Below are 22,558 nucleotides of genomic sequence, written 5' to 3'. Positions count from 1 at the left end.
TCAGGCCGCCTCGTACTGGCCGGCGATCCACGTACCACGCACCTGCAGCGCGTCGTCCAGCAGCACCAGGTCGGCCTGGTAGCCCTCGGCGATGTAGCCCAGGCGATCATCGACGTTGAGGAACTGCGCCGGATAGGTCGATGCCATGCGCGCGGCTTCGGCCAGCGGCTGGCGCAGCAACTGCACGGTGTTGCGCACGGCAGTGGCCATGTCCAGCGCCGAACCGGCCAGCGAGCCGGCCGCGTTGCGCACCACGCCGTCGATGGCAGTAATGGTTTCGCCATACAGCACGTAGCTCGGATCGTCGGCACCGACCGGCGGCATCGCATCGGTCACCAGCAGCAGGCGGCCACGCGGCTTGGCCGCCAGCGCCACCCGCAGGCTGGCCGGATGCACGTGCACGCCATCGACGATGATGCCGATCCAGCTGTCGCGATCTTCCAGTGCCGCGCCGACTGCGCCGGGTTCGCGGCCCTGCAGCGGTGACATCGCGTTGTACAGATGGGTGAAGCCACGCACGCCGGCATCGAGGCCGGCACGGATCTCTTCATAGGTGCCGGCTGTGTGGCCAGCGGCGACGATCACACCGCGCTCGACCAGCGCACGGATGGTCTCCAGCGGCACGCGCTCGGGCGCCAGGGTCAGCAGGGTCACGCCGTTGTCCAGCGACGACGCCAGTTCGATTTCCTGCTCGTCCGGCACGCGGAACTTGCTGGCATCGTGCGTGCCCTTGCGCGCCGGTGCGATGTAAGGGCCTTCCAGGTGGATGCCGATCACGCCGGGCACGCCCTGTGCGATCGCCTGGCGCATCGCGCCGATCGCCTCGCGCATCACGACCACGTCGTCACTGATCAGGGTCGGCAGCATTGCCGTGGTGCCGAAGCGGCGATGCGCACGGGCAATCGTACGCAGCGACTCGACGTCGGGCGTGTTGTTGAACAGCGCGCCGCCACCGCCATTGACCTGTACATCGATGAAGCCGGGCAGCAGCCAGCCACCGCCCAGATCCACCTGCTCGTCGGCCGTACCCAGCTGTGGCGCCGCGTCGGGCAGCAGCGCGCTGATGTGGCCGTCTTCGATCACCACCGCAAGATCATCGCGGAACTCATCGCCGGCAAGAATGCGGGCATTGCGCAGGACGGTTGCCATCACACCGTCTCCGTCACCTTGTTCAGATGCGGCGGCAGATCCGGGTTGAAGCCGCGGCGCAGCGCCAGTGCATTGATCGCGCGATAGAAGCTCTGCACCGTCAGCAGCGGCGCGCACAGCGGATGCGGCGCGGCAGCGACCGGCAGGTTGCCGCCGGCACCGGCCAGCCACACCTTGGCGCCACGTGCGGTGAACTCTTCAGCCACGGCACGGGTACCGGCGCCGGTCTCATCGGGCTGTGCAAAGGCCAGCACCGGGAAGCCGCGATCGACCAGCGCCATCGGACCATGCTTGACCTCGGCCGAGCTGTAGGCCTCGGCATGCAGGCTGCAGGTTTCCTTGAACTTCAGCGCCGCTTCCTGCGCCGCGCCCAGGCCGAGGCCACGGCCGAGCACGAACAGGTTGTTGGCCTCCACCAGGCCATCGGTCACCGCGCTCCAGTCGCATTGCCAGGCCTCGCGCATGGCATCGGGCAGCAGGTCCAGAGCGTTGCGCAGCGCGCTGTCCTGCTTCCAGTACGCGGCCAGCTGCAGCAGCGCGGACAACGAAGCGAGGTAGCTCTTGGTCGCCGCCACGCTCTTCTCCACGCCGGCATGCAGCGGAATGACCGTGTCGGCCAGTTGTGCCAGCGGAGAATCCTCGACGTTGACCAGCGCCACCACGCGCGCGCCAGCGGCCTTGGCCGCTTCGGCATTGCGCAGCAGGTCCGGGCTCTTGCCGGACTGCGAGATGACAATGAACAACGCACCGCGCAGCTGCAGCGGTGCGGCGTAGACCGAACCCACCGATGGCGAGGCCGAGGCAACGACCAGGCCCAGCTGGGTTTCCAGCAGGTACTTGCCGTAGGTGGCGGCATGGTCGGAGCTGCCACGTGCGCAGGTCACCACGAACGGCGGCGGCGCAGCGCGCAGGCTGGCTGCCAGCGTCTCCATCACGGCGTGGTTGCGGGCGAACTGGCGGGCAACGACCTCGGCCGCTTCGGCGGCCTCGGCGAACATCAGGGTGGCGGTGGGATCGGACAGCGACATGGCAGGCTCAGGAAGGATCGGAAGGAAGGGGGCGCGCGGCGGCAGGACGCATCGGTGCGGTCGAGCCGCGCACCACCAGTTGCGGCACGAAGCCCTGGTTGTGCAGCGGCGCCGGCGCATCGTCGTAGGCATCGCTGCGCAGCTGTGCGATCAGCAGGCGCGCGGCATGGCGGGCGATGTCTTCGGTGGCCTGCTTGGCGGTGGTCAGCGGCGGCCACGACTGGCGCGAGAACGGACTGTCCTCGAAGCCGGCAATGGACAGGTCGTAGGGCACGTTCATGCCGGCCGACTTCGCTGCGGCCAGCACGCCGGCGGCGATTTCATCGTTGGAACCGAAGATGGCGGTGGGCGGTTCGCGCAGTGCCAGCAGGCGCCGCGCACCGCGGAAACCATCGTCGAAGGTGTAGTCGCCCTGCACCACCAAATGCTTGTCCACGGTCATGCCGTAGTCCTTCAGCGCGGCCTCGTAACCGGCGTAGCGTTCGCCCGAAGAACGGTGCGAGGTGCCACCCCAGAGGAAGCCGATGCGCTGGTGGCCCAGCTGGATCAGGTGCTCGGTGATTTCATAGGCGGCTTCGCGGTCGTCGACGAACACGCAGGCGCCATCGGCCGGATCTTCGGTAGCGGCGATGATCCGCACCAGCTTGATGCCGCGCGCGGTGAGCGCCTGGACCAGGTCGCGACGTTCGGACATCGGTGCGGTCAGCACCAGCCCGGCCAGGCGCGAGCGCTGCACCCAGTCGGCCAGTTCATCGGCCAGCAGCGGCGAACTGGAATCGCACGGATGGATCTGCAGGCCGAAGCCGGTTTCGCGGCAGGCCGCGAGCACACCGTTCTGCACGCCGATGATGTGGTACGGGTTGGGGTTGTCGTACACCAGCCCGATCACGAAGGTGGTGCCGCTGCGCAGGTTGCGCGCCGACGGATCGGGTTCGTAGTCGAGCTCGGCAATGGCACGCAGCACCCGTGCACGAGTGGCCTGCATCACCGAGGGCTCGTTGTTGATCACCCGCGACACCGTCTTCAGCGAGACCTTGGCCTTTTCGGCAACGTCCTTGATGGTCGCTCTGCGCATCGGCTTTTCCTGGGGTTGGCTGCCGTCCATCATCGCCGATCAGACCTTGTCCTGCGGCAGGCCGACGCGATGGCCGACCACCGAGTAGAACAGGATGTACAGGTAGCAGGGCACCATCAGCAGCAGGAACACCAGCTGGAAGTCGATGTGCTGCTTGAGCACGGCAAACAGCTGCGGAATGATCGCACCGCCGGCGATGCCCATGACCAGCAGCGCCGAACCGGTTTCGGTGAAGCGGCCCAGGCCACGGATCGCCAGCGGGAAGATCGCCGGCCACATCATCGCGTTGGCAAAGCCCAGCAGTGCCACGAAGGCGACCGACACATAGCCGTGGGTGAAGAAAGCGCCCAGGCAGAACAGCACGCCCAGTACCGCCGAGACGGTCAGGTAGCGCGACTGCGAGACCACTCGCGGGATCAACACCAGGCCGACCACGTAGCCGATGAGCATCGCAAACAGGGTGAACGCGGTGAACATCTTGGTCTGGTCCAGCGGCAGGTCGAAGCCATGACCGTAGGTACCGATGGCATCTCCGGCCATCACTTCCACGCCGACGTAGACGAACAGGCAGAGCACGCCCAGCCAAAGATGCGGGAACTGGAAGATGCTGCTGCGCTCGGCCTTGCCTGGCACGCCGGCCGGTGTGGCATTGGCCTCGGAGGCCTTGATTTCGGGCAGCGGCGAGAACAATACCGCCACCGCCAGCAGCACCAGCAAACCGGCCATGGCCAGATACGGCGCGTGGATCTTGGCCGCGAACTGGTTGAGCAGCGTGGCCTTGGTGGCCGCATCGGCGGCCTGCACCTGGGCGTCGAGATCACCGATGCCATGCAGCACCAGGGTGCCGATCAATATCGGCGCAAGGATGCCAGCGATCTTGTTGCAGATGCCCATCATCGCGATGCGCCGTGCGGCGGTTTCGATCGGGCCGAGGATGGAGATGTACGGGTTGATCGCGGTCTGCAGCAGCGCAAGGCCGCTACCGATCACGAACAGGCCGCCCAGTGCACCGGGATACCAGCGCTGGGTGGCGAATTCACCGAACAGCGCCGCACCACCGGCCATCACCAGCAGGCTCAGGCTCAGGCCTTTTTTCATGCCGGTGCGGCGCAGGATCCACGACGCCGGCAGGGCCAGGAAGAAGTAAGACAGGTAGAACACCATCAGCACCAGGAAGGCGCCGACCTCGCTCAGCTCGAAGGCGAGTTTGACGAAGGTGATCAACGGGCCGTTGAGCCAGGTGAAGAAGCCGATCAGGAAGAACAGCACGCCGACGATGGCGATGGACGAGGCCACGTTCGGGCGTGCGCTTGCAGCGGGGACGGCTGACATCAGGAAGGCTCCTGCGGCGACGGCCGCAGAACACGGCGTCGGAGAGTGGCTGGGAACAACGTTGTCACATTCTTTCGATGGACAGCGACCGTTTGTCAACTTCCATGCGCGGGTCACCACACCCCATGTTGCACTGCGCAAGCGCGTTGCACGGCCATCCGCTGAATGCGCTTGGCCCTTGAAGCCCCTTGCTGCAACGGTTCCGCCCGGGATGCAGTACTCACGCCATGTAAACGTTTACGGCGATCTGCATTCGTTGCGGCGCAGCAACGAAAGTGTCACGAACTCGTTGACATCGTTGTCAACGCGGTTACAGACTCCGCCCAATCGCCGGCTCCATCGTTGCCCTTCCCGGGGCCGGCCCCACCTGCAGCAGGAGCCCGCGTGACCGCCAGCCATCCCGCCCCGGCCCATGTCCTGTCCCGCGTCGCGCCCTCGTTCCTGGCTGCCGACGTTGGCGGCACCCATGTGCGTGTCGCCCGGGTCCAGGCCAGCGGCGACGATGCCCATCCGGTGCAGGTGCTCGATTACCGCAAGTACCGCAACGCCGACCACGCCGGGCTCAGCGCGATCCTCGCCGACTTCCTGGCCGAAGGCCCACGCCCGTCGCATTGCGTGGTCGCCACCGCCGGCTACGCCCGCGAAGACGGCACGGTGATCACCGCCAACGTGCCGTGGCCGTTGTCGGCGCGGCAGATCGAGGCCGACGTCGGCCTGCAGCGGGTGCACATCGTCAACGACTTCGAAGCGGTGGCCTACGCGGCCGCGCAGGTCGATGCCAGCGGCGTGCTGCACCTGTGCGGCCCGGAAACGGCGCCGCGCGGCCCGACCCTGGTGGTCGGCCCCGGCACGGGCCTGGGCGCGGCGCTGTGGATTCCCACCGCCAACGGCCCGGTGGTGCTCGCCACCGAAGCCGGGCAGCCGACCCTGGCCGCCAGCACCGAACTGGAAATGGCGATCGTCCGCCATATGCAGCGCGACCGCGCGCACGTGTCGATCGAACATGCCCTTTCCGGTCCCGGCCTGATGAACCTGTACCGCGCGATCTGCGCGCTGCAGGGGCAGGCACCGGCGCTGGCCAGCCCCGATGCGGTCACCGCTGCGGCGATGACCGGCACCGATCCGCTGGCGCGTCAGGCGCTGGATGTGTTCTGCGGCCTGCTCGGCAGCACCATCGGCGACATGGCCCTGTTCTATGGCGCCCACGGCGGGGTCTACCTGGCCGGCGGGATCCTGCCGCAGATCCGCGAGTACCTGCGTACCAGCACCTTCGTCGAACGCTACCTGCAGAAGGGGCCGATGGGCGAGGCGCTGGCACGCATCCCGGTGAAGGTGGTCGAGCACGGACAGCTGGGCGTGATCGGCGCTGCCAGCTGGTACCTGCTCCACGCCGACGCCTGAACCTGCAATCGGCTTCAACGCAATCGCAGCACGCAGTACGTGGCACGCCAATGCCGGGACATCGCCGCCGCCCCGCGCACGTCATCGCAACCGCAATCCCATATCGCCGCCGGCATCCAATCGAGTGATGAGGAGAGACATCATGAATACCCGCAAGACCTTGCTTTCGGCCGCCATCGTCAGCTGCATCGCCTTCAGTGCGCACGCGCAGCAGGCCGCCCCGACCGCCACCGATCTGGACACCGTCACCGTTACCGGTATCCGCGGTTCGATGGAGAAGTCGCTGGACACCAAGCGCGAAGCCAATGCGCGCGTGGAAGTGGTCACCGCCGAAGACGTGGGCAAGCTGCCGGCGCACAACGTCGCCGACACCCTGCAGCGCCTGCCGGGCGTCAACATCAGCTCGTCCAGCGCCGATGAGGGCGGCTTCGACGAAGCCGACCGTGTCAGCCTGCGCGGCACCAGCCCCAGCCTCACCCAGACCCTGATCAACGGCCACACCGTCGGTTCGGCCGACTGGTTCGTGCTCAGCCAGGGCAACAACGTCGGCCGCAGCGTCAGCTACTCGCTGCTGCCGTCGGAACTGGTCAGCTCGGTGGAAGTGAACAAGTCCTCGCAGGCCAAGCTGCAGGACGGTGGCACCACCGGTACCGTCAACATCATCACCCGCAAGCCGCTGGAGTTCTCCAAGCAGTTCACCGCTGAAGGCTCGATCGGCATGGTGCGCTCGGACCAGGCCAAGTCGAACGACCCGCAGTACTCGGCATTGTTCAACTACAAGAACGAAGAAAACACCTTCGGCGTGATGGTGCAGGGCTTCAGCCAGAAGCGCGAACTGCGCCGTGAAGCGCAGGAAATTCCGGGTGGCTTCTTCCAGATCGGTCCCAAGGATCCGGTGGCCCTGACCAATCCGGACCTAATCGGCGTCAACGTTCCCGGCCTGCTGGGTTCGACCCTGTTCGAACAGACCCGTGAGCGCAAAGGCGGCCTGGTCTCGCTGCAGTTCAAGCCGACCGACACCCTCACCCTGGGCCTGAATGGTTTCAGCTCCGAGCTGAAGGCGAACAACTACAACCGCAACTTCATGATGTTCGGCAACAGCTTCGCCAAGGTGCAGGCGCCGAACCCGGGCTATGTGGTCAAGGATGGCGTGCTGACCAACGCCACCTACGCAGGCGTGCCGGGCACCAATTACGCGGTGTACGACATGATCTACCGCGAGTCGAAGGCCAAGTCGAGCTACGTCACCTTCGACGCCGACTGGCAGATCAGCGACAGCCTGACCGCCAAGTTCCAGGCCGGCAGCACCAAGGGCACCGGTGAGACCCCGCGCCAGTACATCGCCGAGGTCACCGTGGGCAGCGGCGGTGGCGCCAGCTGGGCCACGCACGGCAGCGGCTCGCCGATCGACTGGAACGTCGGCGGCGACCTCTCGCCCAACGGCGTGACCAGCTTCGGAACCTGGGGCAACCAGCAGGTCACCGCCGAGGACAAGGAGAAGTGGGCCACGCTCGACTTCAACCAGTACTTCAACGACGGCGGCGTGCTGAGCTCGCTCGATTTCGGTGTGCGCTTCGCCGATCACAAGCGCGAAGCGCTGTCGCCGGAAGGCGCGACCCCGGGTGACATCTGGAGTGCACTGAAGAACGGCGCCACCTCCAACTACCCGAACGGTTTTGCCGGCGATATCGGCGGCACCTTCCCGCGCAACATCTGGTACTTCACCCCCGGTGCGCTGAAGGAGGCGGTGACCAACAACTCCACCTGGCTGGCGGGCAACGACGGTCCGACCGGTCGCCACAACTACGGTGCCGAGTGGCGGGTGAAGGAAAAGAACTTCGCCGGCTACGTGCAGGCCAATTTCCGCGGTGACTGGTGGAGCGGCAACCTGGGCCTGCGCTACGTCAACATCAAGCAGGACATCGATACCTACAACGCCGTCAGCAATGCTGCCGATGCGGATGTCAGCAGCCTGTTCGGCATGTGGGAACGCATGGCCTTCCAGAACAAGCGCAACCGCGTGCTGCCCAGCGCCAACATCAAGTTCGACCTCGACGACAACCTCGTGCTGCGCGTGGCCGCGTCGCAGACCCAGACCCTGCCGGACTACTCGGCACTGGGCGCGTCCTCGTACGGTTCCGACCTGAACCGGACCGGCGGCGGCGGCAACCCGAACCTCAAGCCGACCCTGTCCACCAACCTGGATGCCAACCTGGAGTGGTACTTCATGCCGCGCGGCCTGTTGTCGATCGGCGCCTACCACATGGACCTGAAGGACTACATCGCCTTCGACGTCGTCTCGCGCCAGCTGTACAGCGAACTGACCAACCAGCTTGAGACCTACCAGATCTCCACCCCGATCAATGCCGACGGCAAGGTCACCGGCGTGGAAGTGGCCTACGAGCAGCCGATCGGCGAATACTTCGGCGTCAACGCCAACTACACCTACGCCAACGGCACGACCGCGCACACCTGGTCCGATGGTTCGCACAACCTGCTGGGCACCTCGAAGAACACCTACAACGTGGGCGCGTACTTCGAGAACGAGCGCTTCGGTGCACGGGTCAGCTATACCCACCGTTCCTCGTTCCTGATCAGCCTGTCGGGCACCAACCCGTACTACCAGGATGACTTCGGCACGCTGTCGGCGTCGCTGAGCTTCAAGGCCACCGACTGGCTGAGCATCAGCCTGGATGGCCTGAACCTCAACAACCCGACCTACAAGTACTACCAGACCGCGGCCATTCCGACCTCGTTCTACAGCAACGGTCGCCAGTACTACCTGAACTTCCGCTTCAAGTACTGATCCAGCGGCAGCCTCATCGCCGAGTCGTGCACGCACGCCGGGCCTGGGTCATTCCGGGCCCGGCGTTTTTCATGTATAGCGAACATCGCACCCGATCCAAGGAGTCCTTCAGATGACGAAGCCCACCCGCGCCAGGATGCGCAGCCTTCTGTTGCTGGGCAGCCTGCTGGCCGCCCTGCCTGTGCTGCGGGCACTGGCCGCCGATGCCCCGGCACTCGATACCGGCCCTGGCCCGCAGCTGCGCGCCGGCAGCCTGATGTTGATTCCCGCACCGGCCAACGTGCAGCGCGGCAACGGCGCGGGCATCACCGTGGGCGCCGCTACCGTGCTGCATGCCGATGGCGAAGCCGCACAGCGCGTGGCCGCACAGTTCGCCGACCTGCTGGCGCGCAGTGGTGGGCCGCGACTGGCCGTGGCCAACGGCAAGGCCGCCGCCAAGGGCAACAGCATCCGCTTCCAGATCGTGCCGACCTTCCGCGACAGCGGCGAGGGCTACACGCTGGAAAGCACCGCGCGGGGCGTGCTGGTGCAGGCCGGCAACGAGACCGGCCTGTTCTACGGCGCCACCACCCTGGCCCAGCTCGCCACCGGCGGCAGCAACGGCGTGCTGCCGGCCGTGCAGATCCAGGATGCGCCGCGCTTCAGCTGGCGTGGCTTCATGCTCGACTCGGCGCGGCACTTCCAGAGCCTGGACGAGATCAAGCGCGTGCTCGATGCGATGGCAGCGCACAAGCTCAACACCTTTCATTGGCACCTGACCGACGACCAGGGCTGGCGCATGGAGATCAAGCGCTACCCGAAGCTCACCGAAGTCGGCAGCTGCCGCCTTCCGGCCGGTGATGGCGGCATCGATCCGGTCAGTGGCAAGGAACATCCGTACTGCGGCTTCTACACGCAGGACCAGATCCGCGAAGTGATCGCCTACGCCGCCAAGCTGCATATCCAGGTCATTCCGGAAATCGATGTACCCGGCCACGCCACCGCTGCCATCGCCGCCTATCCGGAACTGGGTACGATCGACACGCCGTTGAAACCGTTGAGCGAATGGGGCGTGTTCCCGAACCTGTTCAACGTCGAGGACGGCACCGTTACCTTCCTGGAGAACGTGCTGGAAGAAGTGATCCAGCTGTTCCCGGCCAGGTATGTGCATGTGGGTGGCGACGAGGCGGTGAAGGACCAGTGGGAAGCATCAAAACAGGTGCAGCAGCGCATGCGCGCGCTCGGCATCAAGGATGAGATGGCCATGCAGAGCCACATCATCAAGCGCCTGGAAACCTTCCTGGAACAACACGACCGTCGCCTGATCGGCTGGGACGAAATCCTTGAGGGCGGCCTGCCGCCGCAGGCCACGGTGATGTCATGGCGCGGCACCGAAGGCGGCCTTGCTGCGGCCAGCGCCGGCCACGATGTGGTGATGTCGCCGGTCAGCCACCTGTACCTGGATTACCTGCAGACGGCCTCGCCGAACGAACCGCCGGGCCGGCCGACGCAGGTGAACCTGGCCAAGCTCTACAACTACGAACCGGTGCCGGCCGAACTGGCCGCCGACAAGCGCGGGCACATCCTCGGCCTGCAGGCGAACATGTTCACCGAGCACACGCGCACCTACGCGCGTCTGCAGCACAACCTGTTCCCGCGCCTGGCCGCCGTGGCCGAGACCGGCTGGAGCACGCCGGAGCATCGCGATTTCCGCGACTTCCTGGCCCGCCTGCCCTCGCAGCTGCAGCGCTATCGGGCCTGGGGCCTGGCCTACGCGCAGACGCCGTTCGAAGTAGGCGTGGCCTACACCGATGACCGCGCGGCGAACACGGTGACCGTGTCGCTGGCCAATCCTCTGGGCTATGAAGTGCGCTACAGCAGCGACGGCAAGCCGGTGACGGCACAGTCGCCGCTGTACCAGCAGCCACTGACGTCCACGCTGCCGGCGACGGTGCAGGCTGCCGCCTTCTACCAGGGCCAGCCGCTGGCTGCGAAGCCGACGGTGGCGTCGTACACCGCGCAGTCGCTGCTGTCGCGGCACAGCGAAGCACTGCGCAGCTGCGTCGGCGAGAAGGGCTTGGTACTGCGCCTGGAAGATGATGGTCCGCGCGAAGGTGCGCGTGCGGTGTTCACCGTCGACATCTTCCAGCCGTGCTGGCGTTGGCCGCAGGCACAGCTGGATGGCATCGGCAGCGTGGAAGTGCGCGCAGGCCGCATTCCGTACTACTTCCAGCTGGCCCACGACGAGCCGAAGCGTCGCTTCGAAAAGGCCCGGAGCGCGCACGGCGAAATGCTGATCCGTCGCGGTGACTGCACCGGCAAGGTCCTGGCGCAGGTGCCGCTGCCGGCGCAGACCGATGCCGACGGCTTCGTGACCCTGCGCGCGGCTTTGCCGAAGGGCACCTCGGGCACGGGCGATCTGTGCATCAACTTCACCGGCGACACGCGCCCGGCGATGTGGGTGCTGGATGAGGTGACGCTGGGGAAATGACGGCGGACACGATGGCGTGGATCTACTGTAGAGCCAGGCCATGCCTGGCTGCCTTTGGTAGACGCCAACCTTGGTTGGCGCCGGCGAGATTCATCCACGCATGGCGTGGATCTAACGTAGAGCCAGGCCATGCCTGGCTGCCTTCGGTAGACGCCAACCTTGGTTGGCGCCGGTGAGATTCATCCACGCATGGCGTGGATCTACTGTAGCGCCAGGCCATGTCTGGCTGCCTTTGGTAGACGCCAACCTTGGTTGGCGCCGGCGAGATCCATCCACGCATGGCGTGGATCTACTGTAGCGCCAGGCCATGCCTGGCTGCCTTGGTAGACGCCAACCTTGGTTGGCGCCGGCGAGATTCATCCACGCATGGCGTGGATCTACTGTAGAGCCAGGCCATGCCTGGCTGCCTTGGTAGACGCCAACCTTGGTTGGCGCCGCCGAGATTCATCCACGCATGGCGTGGATCTACAGTAGAGCCAGGCCATGCCTGGCTGCCTTTGGTAGATGCCAACCTTGGTTGGCGCCGCCGAGATCCATCCACGCATGGCGTGGATCTACTGTAGAGCCAGGCCATGCCTGGCTGCCTTTGGTAGTCGCCAACCTTGGTTGGCGCCGGCGAGATTCATCCACGCATGGCGTGGATCTACCGCGGAGCCAGGCCATGCCTGGCTGCCTTACCCCCGCCAGCGCAGCAGCATGTCGCGCAGCGGGGTCAATGCGGTAGCCATCCCCGCCAACACGCCAACGGTGTTGGCCACCGCATCCATCGGATCGGCCATGCGGTTGCTGGTCAACGCGCCCTGCGCGAACTCGATGCCGACGCCCATCAGCACCAGGCCAGCACCTACCCACAGCAGCGGGCGGCCTCGTCGGAACAACTGCACCGCGCTGCCAGCCAGGATGAAATAAGCCAGGAAATGCTCGCCCTTGTCGCTGTTTTCCGGCAACGGGATCGGCGGCGGCGGAATCAGGCAGACCACGATCACCGTCAGCACCGCCAACACCCACAACGCGGTCCACAGTCGCGGCCGCCGCAGCGGCTTGATCACCGGCAACGCTGCACTCACAGGCGCCAGCTCAGGTCGCCCAGTTCGAAAGCCGGTTCGAAATCGACGTCGCGCTGCAGGCCAATGGCCTGGAAACGCTCGCCCATCTCCGTTGGCAGGGTCAGCTTCTTCACCTGGTCGCGCAACTGGATGCGGCCCACCTCATCGGTGCGCTCCTCGGCCAGGGTCAGTACCTGGTCCAGGCCGTTGCCGAGCAGGAAACTGGCCTGGCTGCAGTACCCGGCCAATTCAAATCCGCCATGCAGGCCGGCCTCGGCCATGGCAGTGAAATCGACCGATGCGGTGATGTCCTGCAGGCCCGGCCAACGATGGATCTCGTTGTGCACGTGGTGACGGTAGAACGCGCGCACGGTGCCGTCATCGCGTTCTTCCTGGTAGAACTCGCCCCGGTTGTAGCCGTAGTCCACGAACAGCATCGCGCCACGCCGCAGGCCACCGGCCACCGCCTGCAGCCAGTACGGCAGCTGCGGCAGCACTTCAGAACGGTAGCCGTCGGCAAAGGGCTTTTCCAGGTAGCGCTCGAGATGGCGCACCGCGCCGTTGAGCAGCAGGTCGGCCGGCTGTGCGCCACGGATGAAGTTGCCCTGCCCGTCCAGTTCGACGGTTTCCTCGTATACCTCGCCGTCCTTGATGAGGAAGCGCGGTGTCGGCAGCGCATCGATCACCTCGTTGGCGAACACCACGCCGTCCCAGTCGTCCTCGAACGGACGATCAAGCCATTCCACCCGGCCGGCCAGTTCGGGCGGCAGGTTCTGCTGCAGGCGCTCCTGCTGGCGCTGGCGCAGGTCCGCACTGGGTTCGAGGATCGCGTAACGGGCCGGCAGCGCCTCCAGCTCGGCCAGGCGCAGCAGCACCGCCTCGGCGAAGGCGCCGGTGCCGCCGCCCAGTTCCAGCATCCGTGCGTGCGCATCGAGCTGGCCGAACACCGGCGCCAGTGCATTGGCCACGCTGCCGGCGAACAGGCTGCCGAGTTCCGGTGCGGTGGTGAAATCGCCGCTGCCGCCGAATTTGCTGGCACCGGCGCTGTAGTAGCCCCAGCCCGGCGTGTACAGGCACAGCTCCATGAAGCGGGAGAACGGCATCGCCCCACCCTGTGCGAGGATCTCGGCACGCAGGGCGGCGGCCAGTTGATCGCTGTGGGCCAGGGCATCGGCTTCGGGCAGGGGGAAGGTAGGCTGCATGGCGTCTTCGAATGCGGTGACAATGGTGCACAGGATAGCCGAGCCTTGGAGGACCCTCGATGAGTGACACCGCCCCCGTGGCCCTGATCACCGGCAGCGCACGCCGGATCGGCGCCGCCATCGCCCGCCAGTTCCACGCCTGTGGCTGGTCGGTGGTGCTGCACGCCCATACCTCCAGCGCCGAACTGCAGCAGGCCGCCTTCAACCTGGACAACGAGCGCCCCGGCAGCGTGCTGGCGTTGCAGGCCGACCTGCGCGACGCCGATGCCCTGGCCGATCTGGTCGAGCAGGCGGTCACCCACTTCGGCCGCCTGGATGCGCTGGTCAACAACGCCTCCAACTTCTTCCCCACCCCGCTCGGCCAGGTCACCGCCGAGGCGATGGACGAGCTGTACGCGGTCAATGCGCGGGCGCCGCTGCTGCTGGCCCAGGCCGCCGCGCCTTACCTGCGCCGCCAGCACGGCTGCATCGTCAACCTGACCGACCTGCACGGCACCGACCCGATGCGCGACCACATCGCTTACACGATGGCGAAGGCCGCGCTGGAAATGGCCACCCGCTCGCTGGCGCTGGAACTGGCGCCGAAGGTGCGGGTGAACGCGGTGGCACCCGGTGCGATCCTGTGGCCGGAACAGGGCAAGGACGATTTCGCCCGCGAGGCGCTGCTGGCGCGCACGCCGCTGGCGCGGATCGGCACGGTCGAGGAAATCGCCGAAGCGGTTTACTGGCTGGCGGCCGAGGCCAGCTTCGTCACCGGCCACACGTTGCGCGTGGATGGTGGGCGTACGGTCAGCTGAAATGTTGCCGGCCAGCGGCCGGCACTACCGGTAGCGCCGGGCCATGCCTGGCGAGCGCAGCGGCAACAACAACCCGTCATTCGAGGTCCACGACCTCGAACGCTTCGCCAAACTGCTTGTGCGCCCGCCACAGCGTGGCCAGGTCCAGGCCGCTGACCGGATCGACGAAGCCCGGGGCGATGTCAGCCAGCGGCTTCAGCACGAAGGCATGCTTCAGTTCCGGGCGCGGAATGCGCAGATGGCCGGGGCCCTCCACCACCAGGTCGCCATAGAACACCACATCGACGTCCAGGGTCCGGTCGGAGAAGCGCGGGCCGCTGCGGTCACGACCATGCGCATCTTCCAGCGCATGCAGCCAGTCATCCAGTTCCTGCAGCGGCAGGTCGGTCTCGAGGGCAACGCCGTTGTTGAGGAAGGCCGGACCGTCGAAACCGACGGCAGCGGTGCGGTAGGCGGCAGACACCTGCAGCGCGCCAAAGCGCTCGCGCAGGGCCGCCACCGCAGCGTGGAGGTAGCGGCGGGGATGGACGTTGCTGCCCAGGCTCAGGAGCACGGTGGTCATGCGGTTCCGGTGACGGCAATCAGGTGGAGCGCGGGCATGCCATCGTCACAACGGCCTGCCTACAATCCGGGACGCATATGATAGGGCACCGACATGACCTATTGCGTTGGAATCGAGGTGGACGAGGGCCTGGTCTTCGCCGCCGACACCCGCACCAATGCCGCGCTGGACGATGTCCGCGTGCACCGCAAACTGCACGTGTTCGAATATCCCGGCCAGGCCGCCTATGTGGTGATGGCCGCTGGCAACCTGGCCACGACCCAGTTGCTGGTGTCGCGGCTGAAGCGCGATGCCGAGGAGCGGCGCACGCCGAACCTGCGCGACATGGCCCATCTGTTCGAGGCTGCGGCCTACGTCGGCTCCCTGCTGGTGGACAGTCAGGTACAGAGCCAGCACACCGAGCATGGCCACGACGGGGTGAACACCCAGGCGACGCTGATCTTCGGTGGACAGATTGCCGGTGAACAGCCCGGCCTGTACATGGTCTATCCGCTGGGCAACGCCATTGCCGCCTCGCCGGAGACGCCCTATCTGCAGATCGGTGAGTCCAAGTACGGCAAGCCGATCCTGGACCGCATCCTGACCCCGTCCACGCGCCTGGAAGATGCCGCACGCACGGCGATCGTCTCGCTGGATTCGACCATCCGTTCCAACCTGTCGGTGGGCCTGCCGGTCGACTTGGCGCTGCTGCGCGCCGGCGAACTGCGGATCAGCCAGCAGCTGCGGCTGGGCGCCGATTCGCCGCTGTATGCCGACATCCACCAGAACTGGTCGCGACGGCTGGAACAGGCGCCGCGGCCGGCACTACCCCTGATTTCAGCCCAGCGCGTCGGCCACCGCGCGGAAGACCTGCTGCATCTGCAGCGGCTTGCGCAGCAGGTGCACCTCGATGCCAGCGGGGAACACATCTTCGGGCATCTCCCCGGCAGCGTCTTCCAGCACCAGCGCCGGGCCGCGGTAGCCGAGCGTGGCCATTTCGCCCAGCAGCTGGCTGGCCGACAACAGCTTGGAGCCGGCATCGGCAATCACCAGCGCCGGCATCGCCTCCTGCTGCATCCAGCGCAGCGCAGCCGGGCCATCGGAGGCCAACTGCAGCTGATAACCCTGGCTGGACAGTGCATTGCCCAACAGCGACAGGCGGGTGGCTTCACCATCGACCACCAGGATCGACTGGCCACTGCCCAGTGCCACCAGCTGTTCGATCGGTTCGCCGCCCTCGGCGCTGGCATGCATCGGCAAGCGCAGCTCGAAGCAGGTGCCCCGCCCCAGCTGGCTGTCGACGTGGATACTGCCACCGGCACCTTCAACGATGCGCTTGCAGGAAATCAGGCCCAGCCCGGTGCCATCGGCCTTGGTTGTGAAGAACGGGTTGAACAGGTGCGACAACGTGTCCGCATCCATGCCGGTGCCTTCATCGACCACCGCGATGCGCAGCCAGTCCTCGCCATCGCGCTGGCCACCATGGCTGGCGGTCAGGCTCAGGTTGCCACCCTGGGGCATCGCCTGGATCGCGTTGAGCGCCAGGTTCAACAACACCTGCTGCAACTCGGTGTAGTTGGCATCGACCACCAGCCCCTCATCCTCGACCACCAAGTCCAGACGGACGCCATCGGGCACGTTGCTGCGCAACAGCAGCGCCACGGCCTGGAACAGGTCATCGATGTGGATGCGTTCGCTGGCCTTGCGCGAGCCGCGCACGAACGACAGCATCGATTCGGCCATCTCATGGCCACGGCGACCGCATTCGGCGATCACGTCGGCCAGGTGGTGCAGCTGCGGATCTTCGGTACGCGCCTTCAGCAGGTCCGGCATGATCAGCAGCGGCTGCAGGATGTTGCGCAGATCGTGGCTGAGCCCGGCGGCCAGCAACGACAGGCTTTCCAGCCGTTGCGCGCGCATCAGCTCGGTTTCCACCCGCGAGCGCTCGATGGCGCTGCGTGCCTCACGCACCGCGCGCGCCACGGCCGACGGCAGGCGCGCCGGCTGGTGCTTGATGATGTAGTCGTTGGCTCCCTTCTGCAGGGCCGCCACCGCATTCTCCTCGCCCATGGTGCCGGAGACGAAGATGAAAGGTACCTCCGGCAACGCATCGCGCACGATGCGCAGCGCGTCGTCGCCGGAGAAACCGGGCATGCTCAGGTCGGACAGCACGATGTCCGGCTGGAAGCGCGCCAGCGCATGGCGCAGGTCGTCCGCGCTCTCGACACGCTCGAAGGTGGCCTCAAGGCCTGCATCGAGCATCTGTTCGGACATCAGCTCGGCATCCTCCGGGGAATCTTCCACCAGCAGGATGCGCAATGCGCCGAGCGCGGGACCGGTCAGGGGCATGGGCCTACTCGATCTCCGGAGCCTGGTTGATCAGTGCCCAGAACTTGCCCAGGGTCTGCACTGCGCCGAAGAACTGGTCCACGTCCACCGGCTTGACCACGTACGCGTTCACGCCCATGTCCCAGCTGCGGGCCAGGTCGCTTTCCTCGCGCGAGGAGGACAGGATCACCACCGGCAACCGCTTCAGCTCATCGTGTTCGCGGATCTGCCGCAGCACTTCCAGGCCATCCATGCGCGGCATCTTGATATCCAGCAGCAGCACCGCCGGCAGGCCATCTTCGCGGCTGGCGAAGGCGCCACGGCGCAGCAGGTAATCCATCACTTCCACGCCGTCTTCGACGTGCACGATGGGATTGGCCAGGCGCGCTTCCTGCAGCGCATCGATCGCCATTTCGGCGTCGGCCGGGCTGTCTTCGGCCAGGAGGATGGTGCGCAGCGTCGTCATGCGATGGGGCCCTGTTTGTCCGTGTCGAGCACGGGGGGAAGATAGAAGTGGAAGGTGGCGCCGGCATCCGGTGCGGCTTCGGCCCAGATGCGGCCGCCATGGCGGGTCAGCACCCTGCGAACGCTGGCCAGGCCGATACCGGTGCCGGGATAGTCGCTGGCCTTGTGCAGGCGCTGGAATACACCGAACAGCTTGCCGGCGTAGGCCATGTCAAAGCCTGCACCATTGTCGCTGACCGTGAACTGATGACCGCCATCGGGCTGCTGCTGGTAGTCCACGCGGACCTTGGCCGGCTCGCGGTTGGCTGAATACTTCACCGCGTTGCCCAGCAGGTTCAGCCAGACCTGGCGCAGCATGTTTTCGTCGCCCACCACGATCGGCAGCGGCGCGATGCTCCACTCCACCTGATGGGCGTGGCCACTGCTCTCGGCTTCGCTCTGCACGTTCGCGTCGAGCATCGCGCGCGTATCGGCCACCAGCGACTGCATGTCCACGGTCTGCTGGCGCATCGCCACACGGCCCAGGCGCGAATAGACCAGCAGGTCGTCGATCAACGTGGCCATGCGCCGCGCTGAACCGGAGATCACCCCCAGGTAGTGCTGGCTCTTCTCGTCGGCAGCCTCGCCCAGATGGCGCGACAGCTTGTCCGAGAAACCGGCGACATGGCGCAGCGGCGCGCGCAGGTCGTGCGACACCGAGTAGCTGAACGCTTCCAGTTCGCGGTTGACCTCCGAGACCTGGGCAACCTTGCCCTCCAGCTGCCGGTTCAGTTCTTCAACACGTGTCTGCACCGCACGCTGCACGGTCACATCGCTGACGGTCAGCAGCACCACTTCATCGTCGGTGTCAGGCAGCGGCATGCGCCGGGCGTTGAGCAGCATGTAACGGGACATGCCGTCGACGGTGCGTTGTTCGTGTTCGAAATCCCACAGTTCGCGGCCGCGCAGCAACACATCGGCCAGACGCTGGCGCACCACCGGGTCACGCCACGCGCCCTCGCCTACGTCTTCCAGCAGCAGGCCGTCGGCGCGCTCATCCTGCAGCCCGTACAATTCGGAGAACGCGGGATTGTGCAGCTGCACGCGCAGCTCGCGATCCAGCAGCACGATCGGTTCGCGCACGGTCTGCAGCACCGACGCCGCGCGTGCCGCCGCGCGCTGCGACTGCCGCTCTGCCTGCAGGCGGCGGCCGATCTGCCGTTGCAGCAGCCACAGCACCAGGCCGAGCAGTGCCAGCTGCACCAGCAGCGAGCTCCACGACACGAAGTTGGTCTGCCGCTTCTGTCGCTCCGCCTGCGCGGTGCGCTGGGCCAGCAGCGCTTCCTCACTGGCCTGCAGCTCTTCCACCAGGCCGCGGATCGGGTAGCGCGTGCTCAGGTCCTGCACCAGCTCGCGCTGGTCGCTGTTCGGCTCGGACTTCGCCAGTTCACGCGCAACCCCCAGCCGGCCTTCCAGCATCGACTGGATGCGGCCGATGCGGATCAGCTGGTCGGGATTGTCGCGGGTCATCCGGCCCAGTTCGGCCAGACGCTCGGGGATGTCGTTGGCCTTGCCCATGCGCTCGCGCAGGCCCGGCGCGTCCACGCCCTTGGACAGCGTCAACGCAGCAGATTCGATGTCGCGCACGTCGGTCTGCAGCTGCTGCAGGGCCACGGTCACCTGCTGGGTATGGGTCACCCAGCCCATGGCCAGTTCGTTGTCCTGCTGCAGTTTGCGCAGGGTCAACCACGGGACCACGATGATGGCTGCCGCTGCCAGTGCCAAAGCAGGCAGTCGCCAGCGATCCCAGATGTCATCACTGAAAACCAGCGCCATAGTTCCTCGTCAGCTCAGCCGGGGAGTGCGATCCGGGCAGGACCGGCCACGGCGGAACCGGCAATATAGCGCAGCCGGTCACATCTCTGGGGCAATGGGTCATTCGGCGAGGCGCCCACCAGCACGTATCGAGCAGGCGCCACAGCACAAAACAGGGGCGCCCCCGTGGGAGCGCCCCTGCCGATAACCTGCGGCGTCGATCAACGCTTGGCGGCACTGACCTTCAGTGCGGCGGCATCAACGCGGGTCACGCCCTTGATGCCCTTGGCCGTGGCGATGGCCTTGTCATGCTCCGCCTTGGTGGCAACGGTGCCACTCAGGCTGACCACGCCATTGACCGTCTCCACCTTTACTTCGGTACCCGGCACATTGCTGCTGGCGAGCAGATCGGCCTTGACCTTGGTGGTGATCCAGCTGTCGGTGACCGGCTCGTTGGAATCATGGCGGTCTGCATGGGTCATCGCCGAATGATCGGTTTTCGGCGGGCTCTTCGCTGCGGCGTCCTGGGCGAATGCGGCCGAGGAGGACAGCGCCAGGCCCAGGGTGAGGGCGGAAGCCAACAGCGTACGGGTCGTGGTGCTCATCGTTTGGTTCTCCTACTGGTTGGTACGCCCAGTGTCGCCAAGTGCTTGTAGTGCAGGCGTGGCGCTGCGGTCACGCTCACGTGAATGGGCGCACCCGCAGCGGGAATGGTTCAGCTTCCGGGCGCGTAGTCATCTCGTTTACCCTGAGGTTCCTGTCCTGCACTTCACGATCTGCGCGGAGTCTTCCCATGCGCCCTGAGCTGCAACTGGCCCTGATCGGCTACGGCCTTGCCGGCCGCGTCTTCCACGCCCCGCTGATCCAGCACACGCCGGGGCTGGCCCTGCACAGCGTGGTCAGTTCGCAGCGCGATACGCTGCTGCGCACCTTCAGCGACGTCCACGTACGCGCTACCGCACAGGAGGTCTTCGATGACCCGGCAGTAGATGCGGTGGTCATCGCCACGCCGAACGAACAGCACGCGCCATTGGCCATCGCCGCGCTGGCCGCCGGCAAGCATGTGCTGGTGGACAAACCGTTCGCCGTGAGCGTGCGCGAAGCCGAACAGGTGCTGGCCGCAGCGCGCGATGCTGGACGCATCGCTACCGTGTTCCAGAACCGGCGGTTCGATGCGGACTTCCTGACCCTGCGGGCGCTGCTTGCCGACGGCACGCTCGGTGACATCGCCGAATGCCACGCACATTTCGACCGCTACCGTCCGCAGGTGCGCGAACGCTGGCGCGAGCAGGACGGACCGGGCAGCGGCCTGTGGTACGACCTGGGGCCACACCTGCTGGACCAGATGCTGGTGCTGTTCGGCTGTCCGCAGGCGATCGATGCGGACCTTGCGGTGCAGCGCGAAGGCGGCGCTGGTATCGACTATTTCCATGCGGTGCTTCACTACCCACGCCATCGTGCGATCGTGCATGCCGGTTCACTGGTCGCTGCGCCTGCCCCCCGTTTTTCCGTGCATGGCACGCGGGCCAGTTGGATCAAGCATGGCCTGGACGTGCAGGAGGGGCAGCTGCGTCGCGGCATCGCGCCAGGTGCGCCGGGATGGGGTATCGATCCGCGCCACGGCGAGCTGCTGCACTGCGATGCGGAGGACAACGTCCTGCGCAGCACCGTGGACAACCTGCCGGGCGACTACCGGCGCCTGTATGCCGACTTCGCGGCGGCGATGCAGGGTGAGGGCGAGCCGACGGTCAGCGCGCAGCAGGCGCTGCAGGTGATGCGGCTGCTGCAGGCGGGGATGGATAGCGCGCGCGAAGGGCGGCGGGTGCAGGTGGGGTGATCGGCAGGGCTGCGCCCTGCACCTGCCGAATCAACGTCAACGTCAACGTCAMCGTAAACCCATCCCTGGGGGCTTGGCCGCGGCATCCATGCCGCGGACACCCCCGCAACCGGACCCACCCCGCCTTCGACAGTTGTCCGCTGCTCTTGGGGGTGTCGACCTTGGTCGACACGGCATGGCCTGCTCTTGGTGGGGGTCGACCTTGGTCGACACGGCATGGCCTGCTCTTGGGGGGTGTCGACCTTGGTCGACACGGCATGGCCTGCTCTTGGTGGGTGTCGACCTTGGTCGACACGGCATGGCCTGCTCTTGGTGGGTGTCGACCTTGGTCGACACAGTAGATCCACGCCATGCGTGGATCTACATAAAACCGGTGCTTACGACTTCTTGATGGCGTGGCCGCCGAATTCGTTGCGCATCGCTGACAGCAGGCGGTCGGTGAACGAATTGGATTCGCGCGAACGCAGGCGTTCGAGCAGCGACAGGGTGATCACCGGGGCCGGTACGTCCAGCGCGATCGCTTCGGCGACGGTCCAGCGGCCTTCACCGGAATCTTCCACATACGGTGCGATGCCATCCAGCGAGGGATTGCGCTTGAGCGCTTCGGTGCTGAGGTCCAGCAGCCACGAACGCACCACGCTGCCGTGGCGCCAGACCTCGGCCACCTGGGCCAGGTCCAGTTCCATCTCCTGCTTGCGCTCCATCAACGCGAAGCCTTCGGCGTAGGCCTGCATCATTCCGTACTCGATGCCGTTGTGGACCATCTTGGTGAAGTGGCCTGCGCCGGAAGGGCCGACGCGCGCCCAGCCGCGGTCCTCGGCCGGTGCCAGCGTGCGCAGCAGCGGTGCGATCTGTTCGACCACCGCTGCATCGCCACCCACCATCAGGCTGTAGCCTTCCTGCAGGCCCCACACGCCGCCGCTGGTGCCACAGTCCACGTAGCCCAGGTCATCTTCGGCCAGCGCCTTGGCGCGACGGATCGAGTCCTGGTAGTTGGAGTTGCCACCGTCGATGACGATGTCACCTTCGGCCAGGTGCGGGGTCAACTGGCCCAGCGTCTGGTCCACGGTATCGCCGGCGGGCACCATCAGCCACACCACGCGCGGCACCGGCAGCGCGGCCACTGCTGCGGCCAGCGAATCAACCACCTCCAGGCCGGCCTCGGCGGCGCGCTGGCGGGCGCCCTCGCCCGGGTCGTAGCCGACAACGCGGTGGCCACCGCGGTGCAGGCGCTGGGCCATGTTGGCGCCCATCCGGCCGAGGCCGATCATTGCAATATCCATTGTT

At 66.4% G+C, this 22,558-nt stretch carries 16 protein-coding genes and 2 pseudogenes; 6 read left to right on the top strand and 12 right to left on the bottom strand.

The window, feature by feature from the left end; translation table 11 throughout:
* From nagA to AC1DCU_RS20325, 4 genes are read right to left on the bottom strand one after another with little or no spacing between them, the layout of a single operon-like run.
* Nucleotides 1-1,149, bottom strand: a complete 1,149-nt coding sequence (gene nagA / locus AC1DCU_RS20340; RefSeq protein ID WP_032975389.1) for an N-acetylglucosamine-6-phosphate deacetylase — start codon at nt 1,147-1,149, stop codon at nt 1-3.
* Entirely contained in the window at nt 1,149-2,177 is a 1,029-nt protein-coding gene (locus AC1DCU_RS20335; protein WP_025878683.1) for an SIS domain-containing protein, read from the bottom strand. Before AC1DCU_RS20335 ends, nagA begins: the two co-directional genes overlap by 1 nt.
* Nucleotides 2,178-2,184: 7 nt before the next feature.
* Complete coding sequence (locus tag AC1DCU_RS20330) at nt 2,185-3,252, bottom strand: LacI family DNA-binding transcriptional regulator (RefSeq protein ID WP_025878684.1); 1,068 nt, start codon at nt 3,250-3,252, stop codon at nt 2,185-2,187.
* A 39-nt stretch (nt 3,253-3,291) separates the two neighbouring features.
* Nucleotides 3,292-4,584, bottom strand: a complete 1,293-nt coding sequence (locus AC1DCU_RS20325) for a sugar MFS transporter (protein ID WP_025878685.1) — start codon at nt 4,582-4,584, stop codon at nt 3,292-3,294.
* A gap of 384 nt (nt 4,585-4,968) precedes the next feature.
* Here AC1DCU_RS20325 and AC1DCU_RS20320 point away from each other — a divergent pair, with 384 nt between their 5' ends.
* The 3 genes from AC1DCU_RS20320 to AC1DCU_RS20310 all read left to right on the top strand — a co-directional run bounded on the left by AC1DCU_RS20320 (nt 4,969) and on the right by AC1DCU_RS20310 (nt 11,261).
* Nucleotides 4,969-5,985 carry a glucokinase family protein gene (locus tag AC1DCU_RS20320; RefSeq protein WP_033832013.1) on the top strand — a complete coding sequence of 339 codons (1,017 nt, stop codon included), beginning with the start codon at nt 4,969-4,971 and terminating at the stop codon, nt 5,983-5,985.
* Nucleotides 5,986-6,127: 142 nt separating this feature from the next.
* Entirely contained in the window at nt 6,128-8,791 is a 2,664-nt protein-coding gene (locus tag AC1DCU_RS20315) for a TonB-dependent receptor (RefSeq protein ID WP_478013660.1), read from the top strand.
* 112 nt (nt 8,792-8,903) lie between these two features.
* The gene (locus AC1DCU_RS20310; RefSeq protein ID WP_442251462.1) at nt 8,904-11,261 is read left to right on the top strand and encodes a beta-N-acetylhexosaminidase; all 2,358 of its coding nucleotides are present in this window, start codon (nt 8,904-8,906) and stop codon (nt 11,259-11,261) included.
* A 674-nt stretch (nt 11,262-11,935) separates the two neighbouring features.
* On the opposite strand, the gene AC1DCU_RS20305 is transcribed toward AC1DCU_RS20310, so the two are convergent.
* Complete coding sequence (locus AC1DCU_RS20305) at nt 11,936-12,328, bottom strand: VanZ family protein (RefSeq protein ID WP_025878689.1); 393 nt, start codon at nt 12,326-12,328, stop codon at nt 11,936-11,938.
* The gene (locus tag AC1DCU_RS20300) at nt 12,325-13,509 is read right to left on the bottom strand and encodes a class I SAM-dependent methyltransferase (RefSeq protein WP_025878690.1); all 1,185 of its coding nucleotides are present in this window, start codon (nt 13,507-13,509) and stop codon (nt 12,325-12,327) included. The genes AC1DCU_RS20305 and AC1DCU_RS20300 overlap by 4 nt, the downstream gene beginning before the upstream one ends.
* A gap of 59 nt (nt 13,510-13,568) precedes the next feature.
* On the opposite strand from AC1DCU_RS20300, the gene AC1DCU_RS20295 reads away from it, so the two are divergent.
* Complete coding sequence (locus AC1DCU_RS20295) at nt 13,569-14,306, top strand: pteridine reductase (RefSeq protein ID WP_025878691.1); 738 nt, start codon at nt 13,569-13,571, stop codon at nt 14,304-14,306.
* A gap of 76 nt (nt 14,307-14,382) precedes the next feature.
* Here the strand turns inward: AC1DCU_RS20295 and folK are convergent, their stop codons facing one another.
* Complete coding sequence (gene folK, locus AC1DCU_RS20290; protein WP_032975383.1) at nt 14,383-14,868, bottom strand: 2-amino-4-hydroxy-6-hydroxymethyldihydropteridine diphosphokinase; 486 nt, start codon at nt 14,866-14,868, stop codon at nt 14,383-14,385.
* A 93-nt stretch (nt 14,869-14,961) separates the two neighbouring features.
* Between folK and AC1DCU_RS20285 the strand changes: the two are divergent.
* Nucleotides 14,962-15,660, top strand: a pseudogene (locus AC1DCU_RS20285) (proteasome-type protease); the annotation flags it as partial.
* Nucleotides 15,661-15,684: 24 nt separating this feature from the next.
* Here AC1DCU_RS20285 and AC1DCU_RS20280 read toward each other — a convergent pair.
* The 4 genes and pseudogenes from AC1DCU_RS20280 to AC1DCU_RS20265 all read right to left on the bottom strand — a co-directional run.
* Nucleotides 15,685-17,196, bottom strand: a complete 1,512-nt coding sequence (locus AC1DCU_RS20280) for a hybrid sensor histidine kinase/response regulator (protein WP_032975381.1) — start codon at nt 17,194-17,196, stop codon at nt 15,685-15,687.
* A 4-nt stretch (nt 17,197-17,200) separates the two neighbouring features.
* Nucleotides 17,201-17,641 carry a response regulator gene (locus tag AC1DCU_RS20275; protein ID WP_208081819.1) on the bottom strand — a complete coding sequence of 147 codons (441 nt, stop codon included), beginning with the start codon at nt 17,639-17,641 and terminating at the stop codon, nt 17,201-17,203.
* On the bottom strand, nt 17,638-19,455 hold the full coding sequence (locus tag AC1DCU_RS20270) for a sensor histidine kinase (protein WP_025878696.1): 1,818 nt from the start codon (nt 19,453-19,455) through the stop codon (nt 17,638-17,640). The genes AC1DCU_RS20275 and AC1DCU_RS20270 overlap by 4 nt, the downstream gene beginning before the upstream one ends.
* Before the next feature lie 200 nt (nt 19,456-19,655).
* A pseudogene (locus AC1DCU_RS20265) lies at nt 19,656-19,892 on the bottom strand (BON domain-containing protein); the annotation flags it as partial.
* A 335-nt stretch (nt 19,893-20,227) separates the two neighbouring features.
* On the opposite strand from AC1DCU_RS20265, the gene AC1DCU_RS20260 reads away from it, so the two are divergent.
* Nucleotides 20,228-21,271 carry an oxidoreductase gene (locus AC1DCU_RS20260; RefSeq protein WP_032975380.1) on the top strand — a complete coding sequence of 348 codons (1,044 nt, stop codon included), beginning with the start codon at nt 20,228-20,230 and terminating at the stop codon, nt 21,269-21,271.
* A gap of 377 nt (nt 21,272-21,648) precedes the next feature.
* Here the strand turns inward: AC1DCU_RS20260 and gnd are convergent, their stop codons facing one another.
* Nucleotides 21,649-22,554: a phosphogluconate dehydrogenase (NAD(+)-dependent, decarboxylating) gene (gene gnd / locus AC1DCU_RS20255; protein WP_032975379.1), complete on the bottom strand. Its 906-nt coding sequence runs from the start codon at nt 22,552-22,554 to the stop codon at nt 21,649-21,651.
* Nucleotides 22,555-22,558: the final 4 nt, after the last annotated feature.

The sequence above is a fragment of the Stenotrophomonas sp. 10L48 genome, from assembly GCF_056395105.1.
The sequence above is the reverse complement of the archived record's forward strand: the minus strand, read 5'-3'. Positions and strand labels throughout refer to the sequence as shown.

Excerpts from the sequence above, each read along its gene's own strand:
- AC1DCU_RS20300 (WP_025878690.1), bottom strand. The coding sequence starts at position 13,509 with ATGCAGCCTACCTTCCCCCTGCCCGAAGCCGATGCCCTGGCCCACAGC.
- AC1DCU_RS20310 (WP_442251462.1), top strand. The coding sequence starts at position 8,904 with ATGACGAAGCCCACCCGCGCCAGGATGCGCAGCCTTCTGTTGCTGGGC.
- AC1DCU_RS20330 (WP_025878684.1), bottom strand. The coding sequence starts at position 3,252 with ATGCGCAGAGCGACCATCAAGGACGTTGCCGAAAAGGCCAAGGTCTCG.
- AC1DCU_RS20270 (WP_025878696.1), bottom strand. The coding sequence starts at position 19,455 with ATGGCGCTGGTTTTCAGTGATGACATCTGGGATCGCTGGCGACTGCCT.
- AC1DCU_RS20275 (WP_208081819.1), bottom strand. The coding sequence starts at position 17,641 with ATGACGACGCTGCGCACCATCCTCCTGGCCGAAGACAGCCCGGCCGAC.
- AC1DCU_RS20315 (WP_478013660.1), top strand. The coding sequence starts at position 6,128 with ATGAATACCCGCAAGACCTTGCTTTCGGCCGCCATCGTCAGCTGCATC.
- AC1DCU_RS20260 (WP_032975380.1), top strand. The coding sequence starts at position 20,228 with ATGCGCCCTGAGCTGCAACTGGCCCTGATCGGCTACGGCCTTGCCGGC.
- folK (WP_032975383.1), bottom strand. The coding sequence starts at position 14,868 with ATGACCACCGTGCTCCTGAGCCTGGGCAGCAACGTCCATCCCCGCCGC.
- AC1DCU_RS20295 (WP_025878691.1), top strand. The coding sequence starts at position 13,569 with ATGAGTGACACCGCCCCCGTGGCCCTGATCACCGGCAGCGCACGCCGG.
- gnd (WP_032975379.1), bottom strand. The coding sequence starts at position 22,554 with ATGGATATTGCAATGATCGGCCTCGGCCGGATGGGCGCCAACATGGCC.
- AC1DCU_RS20335 (WP_025878683.1), bottom strand. The coding sequence starts at position 2,177 with ATGTCGCTGTCCGATCCCACCGCCACCCTGATGTTCGCCGAGGCCGCC.
- nagA (WP_032975389.1), bottom strand. The coding sequence starts at position 1,149 with ATGGCAACCGTCCTGCGCAATGCCCGCATTCTTGCCGGCGATGAGTTC.
- AC1DCU_RS20280 (WP_032975381.1), bottom strand. The coding sequence starts at position 17,196 with ATGCCCCTGACCGGTCCCGCGCTCGGCGCATTGCGCATCCTGCTGGTG.
- AC1DCU_RS20325 (WP_025878685.1), bottom strand. The coding sequence starts at position 4,584 with ATGTCAGCCGTCCCCGCTGCAAGCGCACGCCCGAACGTGGCCTCGTCC.